Genomic DNA, 17,380 nt, shown 5'->3' with positions numbered 1-17,380 from the left:
GCCAGGGGGGGCGGCGGGGACCCGTGCGGGGACGTGCAACGCCGGCCGTCCGCGCGACGCGAGCGCGGTGGGTGGGATCCCCGGCCCGGCAACTGGGAGGAGTGGACCCGATGGTGGACGCGACCACGAGGTTCTTCGAGGATCTGGACCGGCGGGGGTACGAACCCCTGCTGGCCAAGACCTCCGGGACGCTGCGGATCGACCTGCACGAGGGGGCGCAGACCCGGCACTGGCTGCTGAGGATCGATCGCGGCCGGCTGAATGTCAGTCAGGAGGACCAGGAGGCCGACACCGTGATCGGCGCGAGCCCGGCCCTCTTCGACGACATCGCCTCGGGGCGCGAGCACGGCCTGGCCGCGCTGCTGCGGGGCGACATGACGGTGTTGGGCGACGCTCGTCTGGTCGTACAGGTGGAGCGGATCTTCCCGGGTGCCCCGGACGCCCGTGGGCCGCGTCGGCGTTTCGCCGCGGAGGTGCACTGATGGGGCAGAGCAACACGATCCGGATCCTGGACGGCAACACGTTCGTCGTCTGCGAGGACACCGGTGACATCGAGGCGACGCCGAGCGAGCCCACCGGGCTCTTCTCCATCGACACCCGGTTCCTGTCGACCTGGGTGCTGACCGTCAACGGTGAGCGACTCAACTCGCTCTCCTTCGACGACCTGCAGTACTTCGAGTCGCGGTTCTTCCTGGTCCCCGGGATGGCCACGCACTACGTGGACGCGAAGCTCTCGATCATCCGGGAACGTGCGGTGGGCGGCAGCTTCTGTGAGCAGTTGACCATCCTCAACCACGACGAGAAGCCGGTCGACCTGGAAGTCCGGATGGAGGCGGCGTCGGACTTCGCCGACCTGTTCCAGGTCAAGGACGAGATCCTGAACAAGAAGGGCGAGATCTACACCGAGGTGGAGTCGGACCGGCTGCGGCTCGGGTACCGACGGGGGAACTTCCGCCGGGAGACGCTGATCTCGTCGTCGATGTCGGCCCGGTACGACAGCAAGGGCTTCGCGTACACCATCCACCTGGAGCCCAACGAGCAGTGGCAAACCTCGATCGGCGTCGAGACCCACGCGGTCGGCCCCGGCGGCCGGGACCTGCGTTTCGGGCTGCGCAAGCACGGCAACGAACGGCTCGCTCTCCAGCATGACCTGGAGCAGTGGATCGCCGACGCTCCCAAGGTCAACAGTGAGCACGGCCGGGTGGCAAGCACCTACCGGCGCAGCCTGATCGACCTGGCGGCGTTGCGCTTCTCGCCGCTGTCGCTGGGCGGCGCCACCCTGCCGGCTGCCGGCCTGCCCTGGTTCATGACCATGTTCGGCCGGGACAGCATCCTCACCTGTCTGCAGACGCTGCCATTCACGCCGGCGTTGTCGAAGACGACGCTGCGCATCCTGGCGTCCCTGCAGGGCAGCCGGTTCGACGACTTCCGGGACGAGGACCCGGGGCGCATCCTGCACGAGATGCGCTACGGCGAAACCGCGGCCTTCGAGGAGCAGCCACACTCGCCGTACTACGGCTCGGTGGACGCGACGCCGCTGTTCATCGTGCTGCTCGACGAGTACGAGCGGTGGAGCGGGGACGTCGAGCTGGTCAAGGAATTGGAGCAGGAGTCCCGGGCGGCGCTGAGGTGGATCGACAACTACGCCGACCTGGTCGGCAACGGCTACATCTGGTACGAGCGCCGCAACACCGACACCGGCCTGGAGAACCAGTGCTGGAAGGACTCCTGGGACTCGATCTCCTACTCCGACGGCACGCTGCCGCCGTTCCCACGCGCCACCTGCGAGGTGCAGGGGTACGCGTACGACGCGAAGGTCCGCGCGGCCCGGTTGGCTCGCGAGTTCTGGGGTGACCCGGAGTTCGGCGACCAGTTGGAGCGGGAGGCGGCAGAGCTGAAGGAGCGGTTCAACAGGGACTGGTGGGTGGCCGACGGTGAGTACTTCGCCCTGGCCCTGGACCCGGACGGCCGCCAGTGCGACATCCTCAGCTCCAACATCGGTCACCTGCTGTGGAGCGGGATCGTCGAACCCGAGCGGGCGGAGAAGCTGGCCGCGCACCTGGTCGGGCCGCGGCTCTTCTCCGGCTGGGGGGTGCGGACGCTCGCCGAGGGGGAGGCACGGTACAACCCCATCGGCTACCACAACGGCACGATCTGGCCGTTCGACAACTCGTTCATCGCCTGGGGTCTGCGTCGCTACGGCTTCGCCGAGGAGGCCGCGACCATCGCCAACGGCATCCTGGACGCGGCCACGTACTTCAATGGCCGCTTGCCGGAGGCGTTCGGCGGCTACCCCCGGGAGTTGACCAAGTTCCCGGTGGAGTACCCGACGGCGTGTAGCCCGCAGGCCTGGTCGACGGGTGCGCCACTGTTGCTGCTGCGCACCATGCTCGGTCTGGAACCGCACGAGGGTCACCTGGCGGTCGAGCCACGGCTGCCGATGGGGATGGGCCGCATCGAGGTGCTGGACATCCCAGGTCGTTGGGGCCGGGTGGACGCGTTCGCCCGGGGTCGACTGGACATGGACGCCCTCACCGACTGATCGACTCGACCGCCGAACCGGCGGCGGCGCGCCGCCCGTGTCGCCGCCGGTTCTCCACCCAGCCGATCTCCAGCCGGTCAGGGTAGATTCTGCGAATGCCGGAGCTCGTGTACCCGCCCGTTATCGCCACCGCCAAGACGCTGTTCCGGGTCCTCGACCTGAAGATCACTATCGAGGGCGCCCATCACGTACCCCGAACTGGTGGGGCGGTGCTGGCCAGCAACCACGTGAGCTACCTCGACTTCATCTTCGCCGGTCTGGGCGCGAACGCGTCGGGTCGGCTGGTTCGGTTCATGGCCAAGGAGTCGGTCTTCACGCACAAGATCTCCGGCCCGCTGATGCGCGGCATGCGGCACATTCCGGTGGACCGGCAGGCCGGCGCGGCCTCGTTCCGCGCCGCCGTGACCGCGCTGAAGCAGGGCGAGGTCGTCGGCGTCTTTCCCGAGGCGACGATCAGCCGGTCGTTCACCGTCAAGGAGCTCAAGAGCGGCACGGTCCGAATGGCCCGCTCGGCGAAGGTGCCGGTGCTGCCGGTCGCGTTGTGGGGCACCCAGCGCCTCTGGACCAAGGGTCGCCCACGCACCCTGACCCGCCGGCACACGCCGATCACCATCCTGATCGGTGAGCCGATCAACCCGGCGGACTTCCCGGACCCGAACGTGCTGGCCGCCGAGCTGACCACCCGGCTCAGCGCCCTCGTCGACCAGGCTCAGCGGGATTATCCGGACACCCCGGCCGGCCCGGACGACACCTGGTGGCTGCCCGCGCACCTGGGCGGCAGCGCGCCCACCCCGGAGGAAGCCGCTGCCCTGGACGCAGCCGCCGAACAGCGCACCCCCAGCGTCTGACGTCGACCTGGCCGGATCGTTCCGCACCCAGGCAGGATGGTGTCTGCCGGCGCGAACGCCGTCCGGCCAGGATCGATGTCATGAACAAAGCAGCACTCGTCGTGATCGACGTGCAAGAGTCCTTTCGCCAACGCCCGATTTGGGCGTACGGCTCCAACCCCGACGTGATCCGCCAGGTCGACCGGCTGGTGGCTGCCGCCCGGCAGCGCGGCGACCTGGTGGTCTGGGTCCTGCACTCGGAACCCGGCACGGGCGGGTTGTTCGACCCCACCCTCGGGTACGTGCGGCTGATCGACGGGCTGGTCCCCGCCGAGGGTGAGCCGACCCTGGTCAAGACGGCGCACAACGCGTTCACCACCACGAACCTTCAGCAGTTGCTCACCCAGGCGGGCATCACCGACATCACCGTCTGCGGCATCCGGACCGAACAGTGCGTGGAGACCACCACCCGGGTCGGCGCTGACCTCGGCTACCGGATGACCTTCGTCACCGACGCCACGCTGACCTTCCCCATCCCACACCGGGACCTGCCGGAGACGGCCACGGTCGCGGAGATCCTCGCCGACCCGCGCACCCTGACCAACGAGGAGATCGTGACCCGCACCGAGTACGCGCTGGCTGGCCGCTTCGCGACCATTCGGACCGTGGACGAGTTGACCGGCGCGACCCTCGTCGGCAGCGGGGGATGACGTCGTGACCCGGGTCGTCTTCCTGTTGGTCCCACAGCTGCACCTGCTGGACCTCGCCGGGCCGGCCCAGGTCTTCTCCAGCGCCGCCGACCTCGGGTACGACTACCGCCTGCACTACGTCGCGGAGCGCGGGCAGGTGCCCACCGTCCAGGGCGTACCGCTGGTCGCCGACACCCGGTGGCCCGAACTGACCCCGGACGACCTGGTGATCGTGCCCGGTTGGCGGCCGGCGGCGCACGGGCCGCAGGGGCCGGTGTCTCCCCGCGACCTGCGGCGGCTCGCCGAGCACCACGCGGCCGGCGGCACGGTGGCCAGCATCTGCGCCGGGGCGTACGCGCTCGGGCGGGCCGGGCTGCTCGACGGCCGCCGGTGCACCACCCACCATGAGGTGCAGGACGACCTGGCCCGCCGGCACCCGGCGGCCCAGGTCGTCCGCGACGTGCTGTACGTGGTGGACGACCGGGTGGTCACCTCGGCGGGCATCGCCAGTGGCATCGACGTGGCGCTGCACCTGGTGGCGACCCGGCACGGCCCGGCGACCGCCGCGAAGATCGCCCGCACGCTTGTCGTCTACGCCCGCCGCAACGGGCACGAGCCGCAGGCCAGCGCCCTGATGCGGCATCGCTCACACCTGTCCGACTCGGTGCACCGGGTGCAGGATCTGATCGACAGCCGGTACGCCGAGCCCCTGCCACTGGCCGAGCTGGCCGCCGCCGGAGGCGTGGCCGAGCGGACGCTGACCCGGCTGTTCCGGGCGAGCACCGGCCTCACCCCGCTCGGCTATCAGCAGCTGCTCCGGGTGGAACGGGCCGAACACCTGATCGGGCACGGCACCACAGTGGAAGCCGCAGCGCGGGCCGTCGGTTTCACCGATGCCCGGATGCTGCGCCGTCTGCGAGCCCGCCCCACGACGTCGGCTCCGGTCTTGAGCGGTAGTAGTCGTCCCGGGAGTAGAACTCCACCGGCAACGAGCCGGGCAGCGTGATCCGGGTGTCGCCGGCGAGCAGACCAGGGCCGGCCCGCAGCAACAGCACGTCGCGCTCCTGAGCCGAGAGGTCGACCAGTTGTGGACGGGTGAGCCGGAACATGGCCACCGCCCGGCGGACCTGCCGGGCCAGCGCCACCACCTCGGCGGCCGCTCCGCTGAGGGCCAACGCCGGCTGCTGAATGGTGCGCAGCGCGTCGCAGACGATCAGCAGTTGCAGCGGTGCGGCCTGCTCGGTCGCCGGCAGCTCCAACCGGGACGGCCACTGCCAGCGGATCTGCCCGCTCATCAGGCCGTTGAGCCGGGCGGGCGGCCGGGCGCGGTGCGTGCCGTCGGCGACCAACGACAGCTGCGAGCCGCTGCCCACCCAGCAGATCCGCTGATCGGTGACTGTCACCTCGACCGGCTCGGGCAGCTCCCAACGGCGTCGTACCTCGCTCGGCCCGAGCAGGTATCCCGCGACCAGCAACCGGTGTCGCCCGAGCACCCGCTCACCGGGCCTCGGTCGCAGGTTGTAGCGGCGGTCCAGGGTCGGGCCCACGTCGTCGTCCGGGGCGTCGAACCGGTGGGGACCGATGAAGAAGGGGGACGCGTCGGAGTGCATCGTCACGACCTTCCGGTCAGCTGGCTGTGAACTGAAGCCTGGCGGACGGGAGCGCCCCTGTCATGACGCCTGTTAGGGGGTCGGCCGGTCGTGTGTCGCCTGTGACCGGTAGATGCCGATCTCCTCCGGGCGGACGAGACCGTCCTCGATCGCACGGGCGAGTAGTGCCGCCTTTGTGGCGGCTGGCCGCCCCGCCCGGGTGTACTTGATCCGCGCACGGTCGACGTACTGCTTCACGGTGTGCTCGCTGATCTGCATCCGCCGCGCCACCGACGCCTTGGACATCGACTGGAACCAGAGCAGCAGCGCCTCACGCTCCTTGTCGGACAGCATCGGTCGGTCCGGTCGTGGGTCGCCGACCATCGCACCGGCCAGCGTCGGCGGCACGTACGGGCGATCGCTCGCGGCGGCCAGCACCGTCTCCACGCAGTGTTCCCGGCCCTCGTGCTTGGCCAGGAACGCCACCGCCCCGGCGTCCAGCGCGGCCAGCATCGTCTGCGGGTCGGTGTGCTCCGAATAGACCACCACCCGCCGCCCGGTGGCGCTCAGCTCGGCCAACTTGTCCAACGCCATCCGCCCGTGCAGCCGCAGGTCGAGCAGGACGACGTCGGCTTCCGGGGCTGCCCGCAGCACCTCGTCCGGGTCGTCGCCGGTGGCGAGCACCGTGAGGCGCGGCTCGGTGGCGAGCCAGGCGCGGACCCCCTCGACGACCACCGGATGGTCGTCGACGATCGCCACCCCGATCGGCCGATCGCCGCTCACCGCCGCCATCGGGTCTGCGCCCATCTGATGTTCCCGTCCCGTTCGTAGAGGTACTGCACCGGCCCGTCGTCGTGCTCCCCGGGTGGTGGGCCGGTCGCCTCCGGCCCCTCCCGGTCCGGCGTGACCAGGCTGACCACCACCTCGTCCGGGCCGGAGACGACTGTCAGCCGCGCCCACCCCCGGGCGTCGGCGAGGGTGCCGGTGAGCGGGTCGGCCAACCGGCGGCGGACCTCCACCGGCAGCGGCGGCGGGGTGCCGATGGTGACCAGGTCGATCGGTAGGCCGCTGCGTTCCGCCAGGTCGGCGGCGGCGCGCAACTCGTGCAGCAACGGGTCGGGCACATCGTCGGACTCGGCGATCAGTCGACGCAGCCGGGCGGCGGCCAGCATGCACCGGCGCTGCACCTCCGGGTCGCCCGGGTCGGCCTGGCCAGTGGCCAGGTCGCCGAGGACCCGCCCGGCCGCCGAGCTGACCAGCGCGAGCCGGTCCCGGCGTTCCTGGCGGCCACGCTCGGCGGCATCCCGCTCCGCGGCCATCGCGTGACCGGCGGCCGAGACGGCGGCCCGTTCCCGAGCCAGGCCGACGATGACGGTGCTGCCCACGAAGACCGCCACCGGCAGCGAGAACGTGCCGTAGACGTACATCACGTAGCGGGCCACGTCGGCCGGTTCGGCGCCGTGCCCCAGCACGGCGACCAGTGCGATCACCGCGTGCGTGCTCAGGAGGGCGATCAGCCCCATGACGCGCTGACCCCACACCGCCAACACGAAGAACCAGCCGAGGGTGCCCCACACCCAGTTGGCGGCGGTGAACAACTGCCGCTCGCCGGCCGCGGCGAAGACGGCCGCGTCGACGACGACTAGCAGCACGGCCAGCGGCCACGGCGGCAGCGGCGAGCCCTGCAGCAGCCGTACGCCGGCCACCGCGCCGGTCACAGCGACCAGGATCCAGGCACCGAGGACCACCGCTGGCGCGGCGAACTCCGCGCGGGCGGCCAGCACCGCCGGCAGCGCGATCGCGACGTGCCAGGCCAGCGCGATGACCACGGCGGCGATCCGGGCGCCCCGGTCGGACGCGTGCGCGACGGCGGCCGGCGCGGCGAGCGCCTCGGGGGAGACCGGCTCCCGGGGCGTCGGAACGCTGGCCCGGGTCGGTGCCTCCGGAGCGTCGGTGAGGTGCGCCGGGGCGTTCAGGTCAGCCGACACCGGGCCACTCCAGTCGAATCCGGGTGCCCGCCCCGACCACCGAGTGCACGTCGGCGCGCCCACCGACCGTGGCCATCCGGCCTCGGATCGACTCGCGCAACCCGTACCGGTGGGGTGGGACGGTGGTCAGGTCGAAACCGGGGCCGTCGTCGGCGACCTCGACCACGACGCCGATCGCGTCCCGGGCCAGCCGCAGCGTGGCCGCGGCGCCCGGCGCGTGGCGGACCACGTTGGACAGCGCCGCGTAGGCGCTCTCGCCGATCGCGTCGGCCACCCCGACGGGGACGGCGCAGGATGTCAGGTCCAGCCGTACCGCCAGCTCGGGCAGCCGGCCGACCACCGACCGCAACCGCCCGTCGAGCGGCACCGGGCCGTCGCCGGCCACCGGGTTGGCGTCGGTGAGCGCGACGAGGCTCCGCAGGTCGGCGGCGCACCGGTCCCGGAAGACGGTCGAGGGCCCCGCCACCGCGTCCAGCCCCACCATGGTCAGCGTCCCGAGCACTGTGTCGTGCAGATCGCGATTCTGTTGGCGTTCGGCCTCGCGGGCGGCACGCGCGACCAACGCCTCACGGGTCAGCCGCTGGTGCTCGACGAAGGCGCGGTCCGCCCGGCCGATGCGTCGGCGCATGACCGTCGCCATCATCGCCGTGCAGGCGGTCTGCGCCAGCAGCGTGGCCGCGTGCGCCCGCGCTTCGGTGGGGTTGCCGGCCGCCTGCGTTCCGGTCACGTAGGTGGCGATCACGAGCAGCCCGGCCGGGATCGACCAGCGTGCCGGGGCGGTGGCCTGTGCGTTGATCACCGTGGTGCTGGCCAGCACGGCGATCCAACTGCCCTCGCCGGGCAGCACCTCGGGCGCCACCAGCACCGGAATGAGGAGGCAGGCCAGCGCGGTGACCGCCACGTCACCGGCGACGAGGGCGGGGCCGATGCCGTGGCGCAACGCGCGGTGTGCGTACCAGAGGGACCAGCCGGTCAGCACGCCCACAGCGGGCAGCAACACCGCCTGCTCGACCGGCGGGGTCTGCACGGACACGGCCACCGCCGCGCCGAACAGCCCGCAGGTCAGTCGCAGTAACGCCGGCAACGTGGTGAAGATGAGGCCCAGGGCTCCGCCGGCCGGATTGTCCAAGGTGGGCGGCGGCACGGCTGGAGTGGCAACGGCCGGCATCGGGAAGTGTCCTTCCGACAACGACCCGGTCCGGGTCCACACGTGTAGATCGACATCGGACAATAGCATGTCGGACGACATCAGATAGCCACTAGTGTACGGACTGTCGCTAATGTGTCACTCTGTGCCCTGCCGGCTGGAGATCCCACCAGGTTCCTCGACCGGCCGGTGGAACCGGGCACGCCTGTCGTCCGTCTCATCCTCGGGCGGAAGGATGGTGAGCCGGATGCGCTCGTCCCGGACGGTACTGGCGGTGGCACTGCTCGGCATGGCGCTGAGCGGCTGCGGTGGCACGGAGAGCGGGCCGGGCGGGGCTGACGAACCCGCCCTGGCTCAGATCGTCGACGGGTGGACCTCCTGCGCCAAGGATGCCCCCCGAGCCGGCGAGATGATCATGGCGCCGCGCACGCAGACGTCACCACCAGCCGGGAAAGAGCCGACGACCGGTCGGATCGACCCCACGTTCACCCCGGTCGCGGCCGTGCTCTGCGGGCGGGCGACTCGGCCGGGCCGCCAGGGCGGCCACGAGCAGATCGCCACCGAGCGGCGCACCGAGGAGATCGCGCCGCTGCTCACCGCGCTGGGCCTACCCAGCGAGCGGGCCGGCGGGAAGAACGTCGCCTGCACCCTCGACATGGTCATCCCGCCGTGGCTGGCCCTGCTCGACGACCGGGGGCGTTGGCTGCGACCCCAACTCCCGACCGACGCCTGCGGCAAGCCGCGCGCCGAGGTGATCGCCGCGCTGGCCGGGCCGCAGTGGACCACTGCGGGCACCCGCGCCATCCAGCAGGTCGACTCCGCGGCGGCCGAGGCCGCCGGATGCGCGCAGCAATGGACCGACATGGTGTGGGTGGAGACCCGGAGCCGTCGCCCCGGGCCGGCGGGGCCGGTCGCCCGGCCGGCCGCCGGGCCGCTGCGCCTCTGCGTCTACCAGGTGCCCGAGTCGCTCCAGGAGGGCGAAAAGCCGGCCGGCGATTTCGTGTACGGCGGGCCACTGCCAACCGAGCGCCAGGCGGGTGTGCTCCGGGCGCTGAACAACCGCCGGGCGGTGGTCGACTGTGCCACCCCGGCGACCCGCTTCGCGGTGCTGCGACCGCTCGACGGGGAACGCCCCGACTGGTACGTGGAACTCGACGGCTGCCAACGATTCCTGGTCACGCCACCGATCGGTGCAGCCCACCTCGGCCAGGGTGACGACGCGCTGGCCGCACTGCTCGGGCCCGTCTGACCGTCGGAGGTACGCGATACCGTCCCCGCCATGGCAGCTCGAATCTCCCTGACCCTCGACTCCACCGACGCGCAGGTGCTCGCCGCATTCTGGAAGACGGCCCTGGGCTACATCGACGAACCGCCGCCACCGCCCTTCACCACCCGCGAGGAGTGGCACGCGCAGTTCGACCTGCCGGAGGACGACCTCCCCGAGCACGGCGCGTGGCTGTGCGACCCGGACGGCGTCGGCCCGTACCTCTCGATCCTCAACGTGCCCGAGCCCAAGACGGCGAAGAACCGACTCCACATCGACATCCGGGTGCCCGGCCACGGCAGCCCCGCCGAGCGGTGGACCCGGATCAAGGCTGAGGCCGAGCGGCTGGTGCGGGCCGGCGGACGGGTGCTGTCGGAGTTCGGCCAGGACCACGTGGTGATGGCCGACCCGGAGGGCAACGAGTTCTGCCTGGCGGCGGCCTCAGCCTGAGCACACAGTCACCAGGTGTCCGGGCGGTCGAGGTCGGCGGCCGGCTGGTACCCGCCGAGAATCGCCAAGCCCTCCGCCTCGGTGTAGCCGTCCCCCCAACCCTTGCGGAACGCCTCGACGACGCAGGGCATGACGACCATCTCCAGCACGTCGCTGCCCTGTCGGCGAGCGCGGTAAGGGCCGGCGACGAGATCCCCGCGCCGGGCCTCGCTGCCGTTCGGGGCGACCTGCGCCCGAACCGTCAGCCACCGACCGGAGTCGTCACCGACCACCAGTGCGCCCTCGATGAACGAACCCGGCGCCGACCGGCCGAACGTGACCGAGCATTCGAGCAGCCGTCCGCCGGGTGGCAGTGACCCCAGGCGGAACGGGACGACACAGCGGTGCGCGCCATCGAACCGGACCCGGCTGGCCGTGCCCGCCGCCTCGTCCCGACTGGTCGCGTACGTGTCCAGTTGGGCCCAGAGCCCAGCAGCGGGCTGCCAGCGAACGAACCACAACTGCCGGTCACCGGACCTGTCGAACCAGGCGACCCCCGGTCGGTCACCGACCCGTACGTCCGACCGTGGCTGCGGACGTCCCGCCGACGACAACGTCTGCTGGAGTTCGTTCAACAACACCTCGGTACGGGCCAGCGCGAAACGGGACCCGCCGCTCGGGCCCCGAAACTCGACGCTCTCGATGCCGCGCCCGGAGCGCCACGTTGCGTACTCGGCATCGCTCACCAGGGGGTCGGTCGAGAAGTGCACGGTCGCGGGATCCGCACCGACCTCCCCGGGGCGTACGGGCGCACCGCTCTGTGCCTGCGGCAGCAGGAGCGCCGTGGCCGGCACGACCCGGTCATCGGTGCCCCGAATGCCCGGGATCGCCAGCACCACCGAAGTGAGAGCGACACACGCGGCCGCCACACCCCCGGCGATCAGCCCTCGCCGACGCAGTGCAAGCCGGCGACCGCGAGCACGGGCCCGCGTCACGATCGGTGTCGGGTCAATGTCGCCGCCCGCACGATGCCTCAGCGTGCTGGCGAGCTGCTCATCGAGATCGCTGAACATCAGAAGTCTCCTGCCGGTGCGGGGTTTGCGGCTTCCTGCCGTTGGCGCAGCGCAGCCAAGGCCCGTTTCGCGTGGGTGCGAACCGTCCCCAGCGAACAGTCGACGATCTCGGCGATCGACGCGTCGTCAAGATCCTCGTAGTAGCGCAGGACGATCACGGTGCGTTGACGCTCCGGCAGGGCACAGACCAACCGCCACAGCGCGTCGCGCTCGGCGACCCCGGCCGCCTCGTCCACGGTGCCCGCCTCATCGAGTACGGCGGCGACGACGATCTCCCGGCTGCTGCGTCGACGCCACCAGGACTTGTGGGCGTTGACCAGCATCCGACGGACGTACGCGTCGGGACGATCCGTCCGCGCGATGCGCCCCCACCGGGCGTACGCCTGGGCCAGGACATCCTGAACCAGGTCCTCGGCCCGGTGCTCGTCAGCGGTCAGCAACCGGGCGAGCCGCACCAGCGCCGAAGTGCGAGCGAACGCGTACTCCTCGAACGTCACGCCCTATTAACGCCGCGGACCAGCCGACCCGTAGACACCTGCCGGGCACTTCTTGCGCAGCAGGCCGGCTGTGGAGGTGTCAAGCCTGCCTCAACGGGCGTCCCCGGCGGGCATCGGACCTTCGGCGCAAGCGGTGACCGGCTCAGGTCGACATCCCTCTCGACTGTGTCGCACAAAGATCATGCGGCGGAACAACCAGCATTCTTCGGTGCAGGCATCCGGCCAGTTCTTCGCGGGCCCGGCTTGGACGGAAGTAGACGGCAAAAAAATATCGGCACAGACAACAGTGCATGGAAGACTGTAAATTCTTGGACAGTGGGCTGTGTCAGCTTCCGATGGCGCGTCATTATCGGACTCGAACACGACGCACATCGGGGAGGCGTCGTGCTGTCGAAAGCAGGAACGCTCTATGCGCTATCAAAGGTTATTGGCGGCCGTCGCGGCCCTCGTGCTCGCGCTCACCGCCCTGCTGACACCAGCCGGAGCGGTCAGCGCAGCGACCGGGGAAACCGGTGCCGCGAGCCGAAACTTCACCGCGGAGGCTCGGGATGCTGGGCTTACTCTCGGCGAGGCCGAGGAACTTCAGGGACGGGTGAACGCCTACCTGGCTCAGGCCGGCGGGAGGCAGGTCGCAGCAAACAGGATTGAGTACGAGAGTGGAGGCGCTCTGCTCCTCACTCTGCCTGGCGAAAAGTCCGCGCGTGGACTCGACCAGCCCATCGGCACTATGGCCGACTGTTGGTATCTCTACTTCTGTGCCTACAGTGCGCAAAACTACTACGGGGATATGCGATACGAGGATAGTTGCTCGCAGCTGATATCGATTCCCTGGTCGTGGGCTGGGTCGTGGAAGAACGCTCAGACCACCGGTACGAGGGCACGTTTCTTGACTGCCACTCAGGGTTTGTACCACTACTCGACACCCGCATCCAGTCGCAATGCGAACTTCTCATGGGCGCCCGTTTACTACATTGATCCCTGCTGACGAGGAGTCGCTGTTCACAGTGCCCCGCCGCCTCGGATGGAGTCGGCGGGGCGCTTCAACGCCCGCCCGGCACGCCTTCCAGTCGCTGGACGATCTGGATCGGGTTGCCGTCCGGATCGGCCGTCCAGGCGATCAGCAGGCGATCGAGCCACCGGTGCGGTGCGGCCAAGGCGGGGGCGCCGCTCGCCGTGAGTTCGGCGTACGCGCCGGCAGTGTCGTCGGTCCAGAGGATCACCGCGGCCCGCTGGCCCTGGGGTACGGGGTCGAGCCCGTGGTCATCGCGGGTGGAGGCCACCTCAGGGTCCGCCTGTCGGCCCCGCCGCTTCCCGACATGCTTAAGGCACTGCCGTCTTCGGTGTGCCGACGCGCAACCTGTTGCCGTCCGGGTCGGTCACCACGAAGTCGCGCCCCCACTCCATGTCATGGACCTCCCCGATGCCACAGGCGGCGGCCAACGCATCAACGTCACCGACGTAGAGGTAGACCAATGTGCCGGGGCGGGCATCACCTGCGTGCTCGGACAGGTGCAGGTGCATGCCTCCTCGGGCGATTCCCACGTAAAGCGGCAGGTCAGGCGCGAACCGGTGTTCCCACTGCTTGACGAAGCCAAGCCTCTCGTACCAGCGGACAGAGGCATCGGCATCGGCGACCCGAAGAACCGGTGCGAGATGTTCATCCATCGGCCTAGTATCAGTGCTTGCCTGCCATGACCGCCGCCCTGCCCTGGAACTGGTCTGCTCGGCTCTGCCTGGGTCGGTGGCTGGCGGGATGGCATCCCACCACCCACGAATCGGAACCGTTCGGCAACTCCATCTCGGAGTCGTCTGGCCCCCGCCCGAGGCAGAGGCTCTTATCGGCCAGCGCGTCGGCCGATGCCGGCGCTTGCGCCGCCAGCAGGCCGAGCGCGGCCGGCGCGGCCCGCTTGCGGGCCGCCTTGATTCCTCAGCGGGGAATCCGGCAGTCAACGCGTCCAACTATGTGTCCCGTCATGGGACACAACCATCTGCGCTGATCGTCGCCTGCAACGACGGACCCCGGAACATCCGGCGTACGAAACAACTGCCTATCCACAACCTGGAAGCTTTTGGGACCCCGGAAGATCGATCCAGCTACCGGGGGCACCATGATGACATGAGAGGCCCCTACGACACCGGCCGGTTCGCCGACGTCCCAGACACCTATTTCGACAACATCGACTCAGCCGGGGGCGTGGCCCGAGTCGTCGACCAGATGCTGGCCGACCTGCAAGCCAACCCGGACGCCTGGGAAAACTACACCCTGGAGAGCTTCCTTGACGCTCTCTCCAGGGTCCTCGATGCAACTCCGCAGTACTACGCCAACCGGGGCCAGCCAATGCCGGACCAACCGACCTGGGAAGAGCTCGCCCAGACCCTCCTCGGAGCCACCGGCTACGAATAGACCCAGAAACCTAGACCAACCGTCAAGCAACACCTGGGACGGATCCGTCAAGCATCAGGTGGGACTAGCCAACGCATCCAACTATGTGATGTCCCTGGCAAACAGTGCTACCACGGTCGGGTTGTGCGTGCTGAGGCCGATTCGCTCGGCCCAACGTCCGAGGCCGACGAGTCCGATCTCGTGGGCCTCTTGTTCGGTGACGGCCGCGATGACCACGCTCAAGGTGGTCGCACGATCTCCAAGTTTGGAGATGGCGATCGGGTTCACACGCGAGTCATTCGTGTCACCGTCACCCTCGCACCAAGCCGGCGATACTCCGGCGTACTCCACTGTCATGACCCACGTCAGGTTGGCATCTGATTCCATGGCTGTCCTTTCCAGCTCTGTGTCTGGTCAGAACTCAGGCTTGACCGGTGAGGGCAGTATGTCGGCCCACTTTCGCAGTACGTCGACGGCTTGGTCCCGGAGGGCTCCTTCGGCGACCTCGACGCGGCACCCTGACTGTTCGGCACAGCGTCCAGCGGGCCGATGGCCGGTTGCAGCTCGTGGCGCCCAAGACGGAGCGGTCCCGGCGGACGACTGGCTGCGACTGCACGACCTGCGGCACGCCTTCGCGACGTTCCTGCTCGTCTCCGGTGCCTCGCCCCGGACGGTGCTGAAGGTGCTCGGGCACAGCCAGATCGGGCTGACGATGAACCCCTACGCCCACGTCCTGCCCGAGATCGAGCGGGCCGCCGTGGACGAGGCCGCGAAGCACCTCTTCGGCTGACTTGGCTGTACGAATGGCTGTACGCAGGCCATGGTGATCGTCTCGACCGAGAGCGGAAAGCCGCTGACCTGCGGTGAGGTGGGTGCGCCCGGCAGGATTCGAACCTGCGGCCTTGGGATTAGAAGTCCCCTGCTCTATCCGCTGAGCTACGGGCGCGTGTGGCGTGGATGTCGCGCCCAGAGGGTACCGCCGTCCCACTGCCCGACGGCGAAAAGGGTGCCCGCGTCCACGTTGCCGAGCAGAGTCTCATGTCCGCCTCGGAGCGGGCATCCGGGTTACCGCGGACCGGCCCGGCCTCGGACCGTACCTTTGGCTGGTGTTGCTGGATTCCGACGCCGAGAGCGACGTCGCCTACGAGCTGTGCCAGGTCGTCGGTCGCGCCATCCTGCCGTACCGGTCATCGGCCGGTTTCGGTACCGCCTTTTTCTTTCAGGACGGCGACGACCCGGTGGGGGAGTCGCTGTTGACGGCAGCCGACCTGGTGGGCGCTTCTGGGGGCGAGTTGGGCCTGCGGTCGAGCGTCACCGAGCCGGCGGGGGTGGCCCCGGTGGTCATTTCCGAGGCCGGGATCGTGCCTGGTTGGGCCCGCTTCGGGGGCGACGGGGTGGCGGTGTTGCCGACCGCTGGCCTGCACCGGTACGCCGGTGACGGCGGCTGGCGGTGGCGCGTCCAGCCGGTGCCGGCGGGGATCGCCGCCGGGCCCGAGGTGGTCGCCCGCCTCGGCGCCGACGCCGGTTCCGCTTTCGTGCTGGCCCATGGGGTACGCGAAGACGGGTCGCGGCCGCTGGAGGTCGCGATCGAGCGGGTGGTCCGCGACGGGGACGCCGTGCTGATCACCACGGAGCTGCCGCGGGGGTACGTCGGCGCGCCGGTCTTCATCGTTCAGGCTGGCGTCACCGGTGAGGTCTCCCCGTACTGCCTGGGCCTGGTCCTGCCCGGCGTCGGCGCGCACCCGGTGGTGACCTTCGACCGGATCCGTGCCGTCCTCCCGGCGACACCGGGCGACGTCTGAGCGGCGAGGCCGTTGGGTGACGTCTGGGCCGTGACGTCGCTCGGCCTGGTCAGCCGCCGGGCGTCGCCGCCTCCGCCGCGTCGGGTGTCCGCGTGTTGGCCGTGTTTGCGTCGGCTCGCGCGGCGTCGGCGGTGTCCGCGTCGGCGGGGGCGGTGGGGCCGGCGGCGAGGAACGCCTCGGCCCAGCGGCCCACCTCGTCGAAGACCTTCTTCCGTACGGCGGGGCCGGAGAGTGTGAGGTCGTGCATCCCGCCGTCGAAGCGGGCCAGTGTGACGTGGCGACCGAGGCGGGGCGCGTAGCGGACCATGTGCTCGACGTCCAGTACGGCGTCGGCCAGTGTCGCGTTGTCGTGCCACTTGGTGCCCCGGAAGGACCGGGTTGAGCAGGCCAGCAGCACCGGCACCTGGATGTCCAACCCGGCACGGAGTCGGCGTTGCCCGGTGCGGATCGCGTTCAGCCAACCGGCCCGGACCGGGAACCCGGCCAGCGGCTTCCACGCCAGGTCGTAGGTCCACTCGCCGCGGTGGTCGGAGTGGATGCTCTCGCCGTACACCGTGCCCAGCCCGAACGGCAGGATGCGGTGCGGCGCCCTGCGGCCCAGCCGGGACGCGGCGGCCGCGAGGGGTCGACGCACCGCCCAGGGGGCGTTCAGGTCGAAGAAGGGGCTGTTCAGCACCAGGCCATCGATGGTGCCGGTGTCGCGGCGGGAGTCCGCCCAGAGCGAGATGATCAGACCGCCGGTGGAGTGACCCATCGCCAGCAGGGTCTCGTGCCCGTCGTCCCTGCGGATGATCTCGGCGGCGGCGTCCAGCTCGGGGAAGTAGTCGCTGATGTCGTGGCAGAAGTTCGGGGTCTGGCCCGGGAGCAGACTGCGACCGTATTTGCGCAGGTCGAGCGCGTAGAAATCCCAGCCCCGCTCGGCGAAGAAGTCGGCCAGGTGGGTCTGGAAGAAGTAGTCGACGAAGCCGTGTACGTAGAGCACTGCGCGCCCGGTGGGGCGTTCGGCCCGCCGCCGGACCAGGGTCGCGACAACTGGGCCTTCGTCGTCGGTGCCCAGGTCGATCGTCTGCCGCTCGTACGGCGGCCCCAACACGTCCGGTTCCACGAACGCGACGCTACGCCGCCAACCTACCCAGCGGCACCCCGCGCC

At 70.3% G+C, this 17,380-nt stretch carries 20 protein-coding genes and 1 tRNA gene; 10 read left to right on the top strand and 11 right to left on the bottom strand.

Annotation, left to right across the window (positions count from 1 at the left end; all coding sequences use genetic code 11):
• The first annotated feature begins 110 nt into the window (after nt 1–110).
• The 5 genes from DLJ59_RS02945 (at nt 111) to DLJ59_RS02925 (ending at nt 5,064) form a co-directional block, all read left to right on the top strand.
• Nucleotides 111–482 (top strand): SCP2 sterol-binding domain-containing protein, encoded by a 372-nt coding sequence (locus DLJ59_RS02945; RefSeq protein WP_124770972.1) that lies wholly within the window; start codon nt 111–113, stop codon nt 480–482.
• Nucleotides 482–2,542 carry an amylo-alpha-1,6-glucosidase gene (locus DLJ59_RS02940; protein WP_124770971.1) on the top strand — a complete coding sequence of 687 codons (2,061 nt, stop codon included), beginning with the start codon at nt 482–484 and terminating at the stop codon, nt 2,540–2,542. Before DLJ59_RS02945 ends, DLJ59_RS02940 begins: the two co-directional genes overlap by 1 nt.
• 95 nt (nt 2,543–2,637) lie before the next feature.
• Nucleotides 2,638–3,390, top strand: a complete 753-nt coding sequence (locus DLJ59_RS02935) for a lysophospholipid acyltransferase family protein (protein ID WP_124770970.1) — start codon at nt 2,638–2,640, stop codon at nt 3,388–3,390.
• Nucleotides 3,391–3,470: 80 nt separating this feature from the next.
• Complete coding sequence (locus tag DLJ59_RS02930) at nt 3,471–4,079, top strand: isochorismatase family protein (RefSeq protein WP_208648531.1); 609 nt, start codon at nt 3,471–3,473, stop codon at nt 4,077–4,079.
• A gap of 4 nt (nt 4,080–4,083) precedes the next feature.
• Entirely contained in the window at nt 4,084–5,064 is a 981-nt protein-coding gene (locus tag DLJ59_RS02925) for a GlxA family transcriptional regulator (protein WP_124770969.1), read from the top strand.
• Here the strand turns inward: DLJ59_RS02925 and DLJ59_RS02920 are convergent.
• The 4 genes from DLJ59_RS02920 to DLJ59_RS02905 form a co-directional block, all read right to left on the bottom strand.
• Nucleotides 4,946–5,668: a hypothetical protein gene (locus tag DLJ59_RS02920; protein WP_124770968.1), complete on the bottom strand. Its 723-nt coding sequence runs from the start codon at nt 5,666–5,668 to the stop codon at nt 4,946–4,948. The genes DLJ59_RS02925 and DLJ59_RS02920 overlap by 119 nt on opposite strands.
• A 72-nt stretch (nt 5,669–5,740) precedes the next feature.
• Nucleotides 5,741–6,454, bottom strand: a complete 714-nt coding sequence (locus tag DLJ59_RS02915; protein ID WP_124770967.1) for a response regulator transcription factor — start codon at nt 6,452–6,454, stop codon at nt 5,741–5,743.
• Nucleotides 6,427–7,635, bottom strand: a complete 1,209-nt coding sequence (locus DLJ59_RS02910) for a hypothetical protein (RefSeq protein ID WP_208648530.1) — start codon at nt 7,633–7,635, stop codon at nt 6,427–6,429. The genes DLJ59_RS02915 and DLJ59_RS02910 overlap by 28 nt, the downstream gene beginning before the upstream one ends.
• The gene (locus tag DLJ59_RS02905; RefSeq protein WP_124770966.1) at nt 7,625–8,803 is read right to left on the bottom strand and encodes a sensor histidine kinase; all 1,179 of its coding nucleotides are present in this window, start codon (nt 8,801–8,803) and stop codon (nt 7,625–7,627) included. Before DLJ59_RS02905 ends, DLJ59_RS02910 begins: the two co-directional genes overlap by 11 nt.
• Before the next feature lie 226 nt (nt 8,804–9,029).
• Here DLJ59_RS02905 and DLJ59_RS02900 point away from each other — a divergent pair, with 226 nt between their 5' ends.
• The gene (locus tag DLJ59_RS02900; RefSeq protein ID WP_124770965.1) at nt 9,030–10,031 is read left to right on the top strand and encodes a hypothetical protein; all 1,002 of its coding nucleotides are present in this window, start codon (nt 9,030–9,032) and stop codon (nt 10,029–10,031) included.
• 30 nt (nt 10,032–10,061) lie between these two features.
• Complete coding sequence (locus tag DLJ59_RS02895; protein ID WP_124770964.1) at nt 10,062–10,496, top strand: VOC family protein; 435 nt, start codon at nt 10,062–10,064, stop codon at nt 10,494–10,496.
• An 8-nt stretch (nt 10,497–10,504) separates the two neighbouring features.
• Here the strand turns inward: DLJ59_RS02895 and DLJ59_RS02890 are convergent, their stop codons facing one another.
• From DLJ59_RS02890 to DLJ59_RS02875, 4 genes are all read right to left on the bottom strand, one after another.
• Nucleotides 10,505–11,548, bottom strand: coding sequence for a hypothetical protein (locus tag DLJ59_RS02890; protein WP_124770963.1), 1,044 nt, complete (start codon nt 11,546–11,548; stop codon nt 10,505–10,507).
• Nucleotides 11,548–12,045 carry a SigE family RNA polymerase sigma factor gene (locus tag DLJ59_RS02885; protein WP_124770962.1) on the bottom strand — a complete coding sequence of 166 codons (498 nt, stop codon included), beginning with the start codon at nt 12,043–12,045 and terminating at the stop codon, nt 11,548–11,550. Before DLJ59_RS02885 ends, DLJ59_RS02890 begins: the two co-directional genes overlap by 1 nt.
• Before the next feature lie 1,040 nt (nt 12,046–13,085).
• Complete coding sequence (locus DLJ59_RS02880) at nt 13,086–13,325, bottom strand: VOC family protein (protein WP_124770961.1); 240 nt, start codon at nt 13,323–13,325, stop codon at nt 13,086–13,088.
• A 40-nt stretch (nt 13,326–13,365) separates the two neighbouring features.
• Nucleotides 13,366–13,710, bottom strand: coding sequence for a bleomycin resistance protein (locus tag DLJ59_RS02875; RefSeq protein ID WP_124770960.1), 345 nt, complete (start codon nt 13,708–13,710; stop codon nt 13,366–13,368).
• A gap of 451 nt (nt 13,711–14,161) precedes the next feature.
• On the opposite strand from DLJ59_RS02875, the gene DLJ59_RS02870 reads away from it, so the two are divergent.
• Complete coding sequence (locus tag DLJ59_RS02870; protein WP_124770959.1) at nt 14,162–14,449, top strand: DUF7660 family protein; 288 nt, start codon at nt 14,162–14,164, stop codon at nt 14,447–14,449.
• An 81-nt stretch (nt 14,450–14,530) separates the two neighbouring features.
• Here DLJ59_RS02870 and DLJ59_RS37180 read toward each other — a convergent pair whose 3' ends face one another.
• Nucleotides 14,531–14,815: a hypothetical protein gene (locus DLJ59_RS37180; RefSeq protein WP_244235803.1), complete on the bottom strand. Its 285-nt coding sequence runs from the start codon at nt 14,813–14,815 to the stop codon at nt 14,531–14,533.
• On the opposite strand from DLJ59_RS37180, the gene DLJ59_RS37175 reads away from it, so the two are divergent.
• The gene (locus DLJ59_RS37175) at nt 14,700–15,218 is read left to right on the top strand and encodes a tyrosine-type recombinase/integrase (RefSeq protein ID WP_341869565.1); all 519 of its coding nucleotides are present in this window, start codon (nt 14,700–14,702) and stop codon (nt 15,216–15,218) included. The genes DLJ59_RS37180 and DLJ59_RS37175 overlap by 116 nt on opposite strands.
• Nucleotides 15,219–15,301: 83 nt before the next feature.
• On the opposite strand, the gene DLJ59_RS02860 is transcribed toward DLJ59_RS37175, so the two are convergent.
• Nucleotides 15,302–15,374, bottom strand: a tRNA-Arg gene (locus tag DLJ59_RS02860).
• Nucleotides 15,375–15,534: 160 nt separating this feature from the next.
• Here DLJ59_RS02860 and DLJ59_RS02855 point away from each other — a divergent pair.
• Nucleotides 15,535–16,230, top strand: a complete 696-nt coding sequence (locus DLJ59_RS02855; protein ID WP_124770957.1) for a hypothetical protein — start codon at nt 15,535–15,537, stop codon at nt 16,228–16,230.
• Between the two features lie 49 nt (nt 16,231–16,279).
• On the opposite strand, the gene DLJ59_RS02850 is transcribed toward DLJ59_RS02855, so the two are convergent.
• Nucleotides 16,280–17,335, bottom strand: coding sequence for an alpha/beta hydrolase (locus DLJ59_RS02850; protein WP_208648532.1), 1,056 nt, complete (start codon nt 17,333–17,335; stop codon nt 16,280–16,282).
• Between the last annotated feature and the right edge of the window lie 45 nt (nt 17,336–17,380).

Source organism: Micromonospora inaquosa (assembly GCF_003857055.1).
In the GTDB taxonomy this organism is placed as follows: domain Bacteria; phylum Actinomycetota; class Actinomycetes; order Mycobacteriales; family Micromonosporaceae; genus Micromonospora; species Micromonospora inaquosa.
The sequence above is the reverse complement of the archived record's forward strand: the minus strand, read 5'-3'. Positions and strand labels throughout refer to the sequence as shown.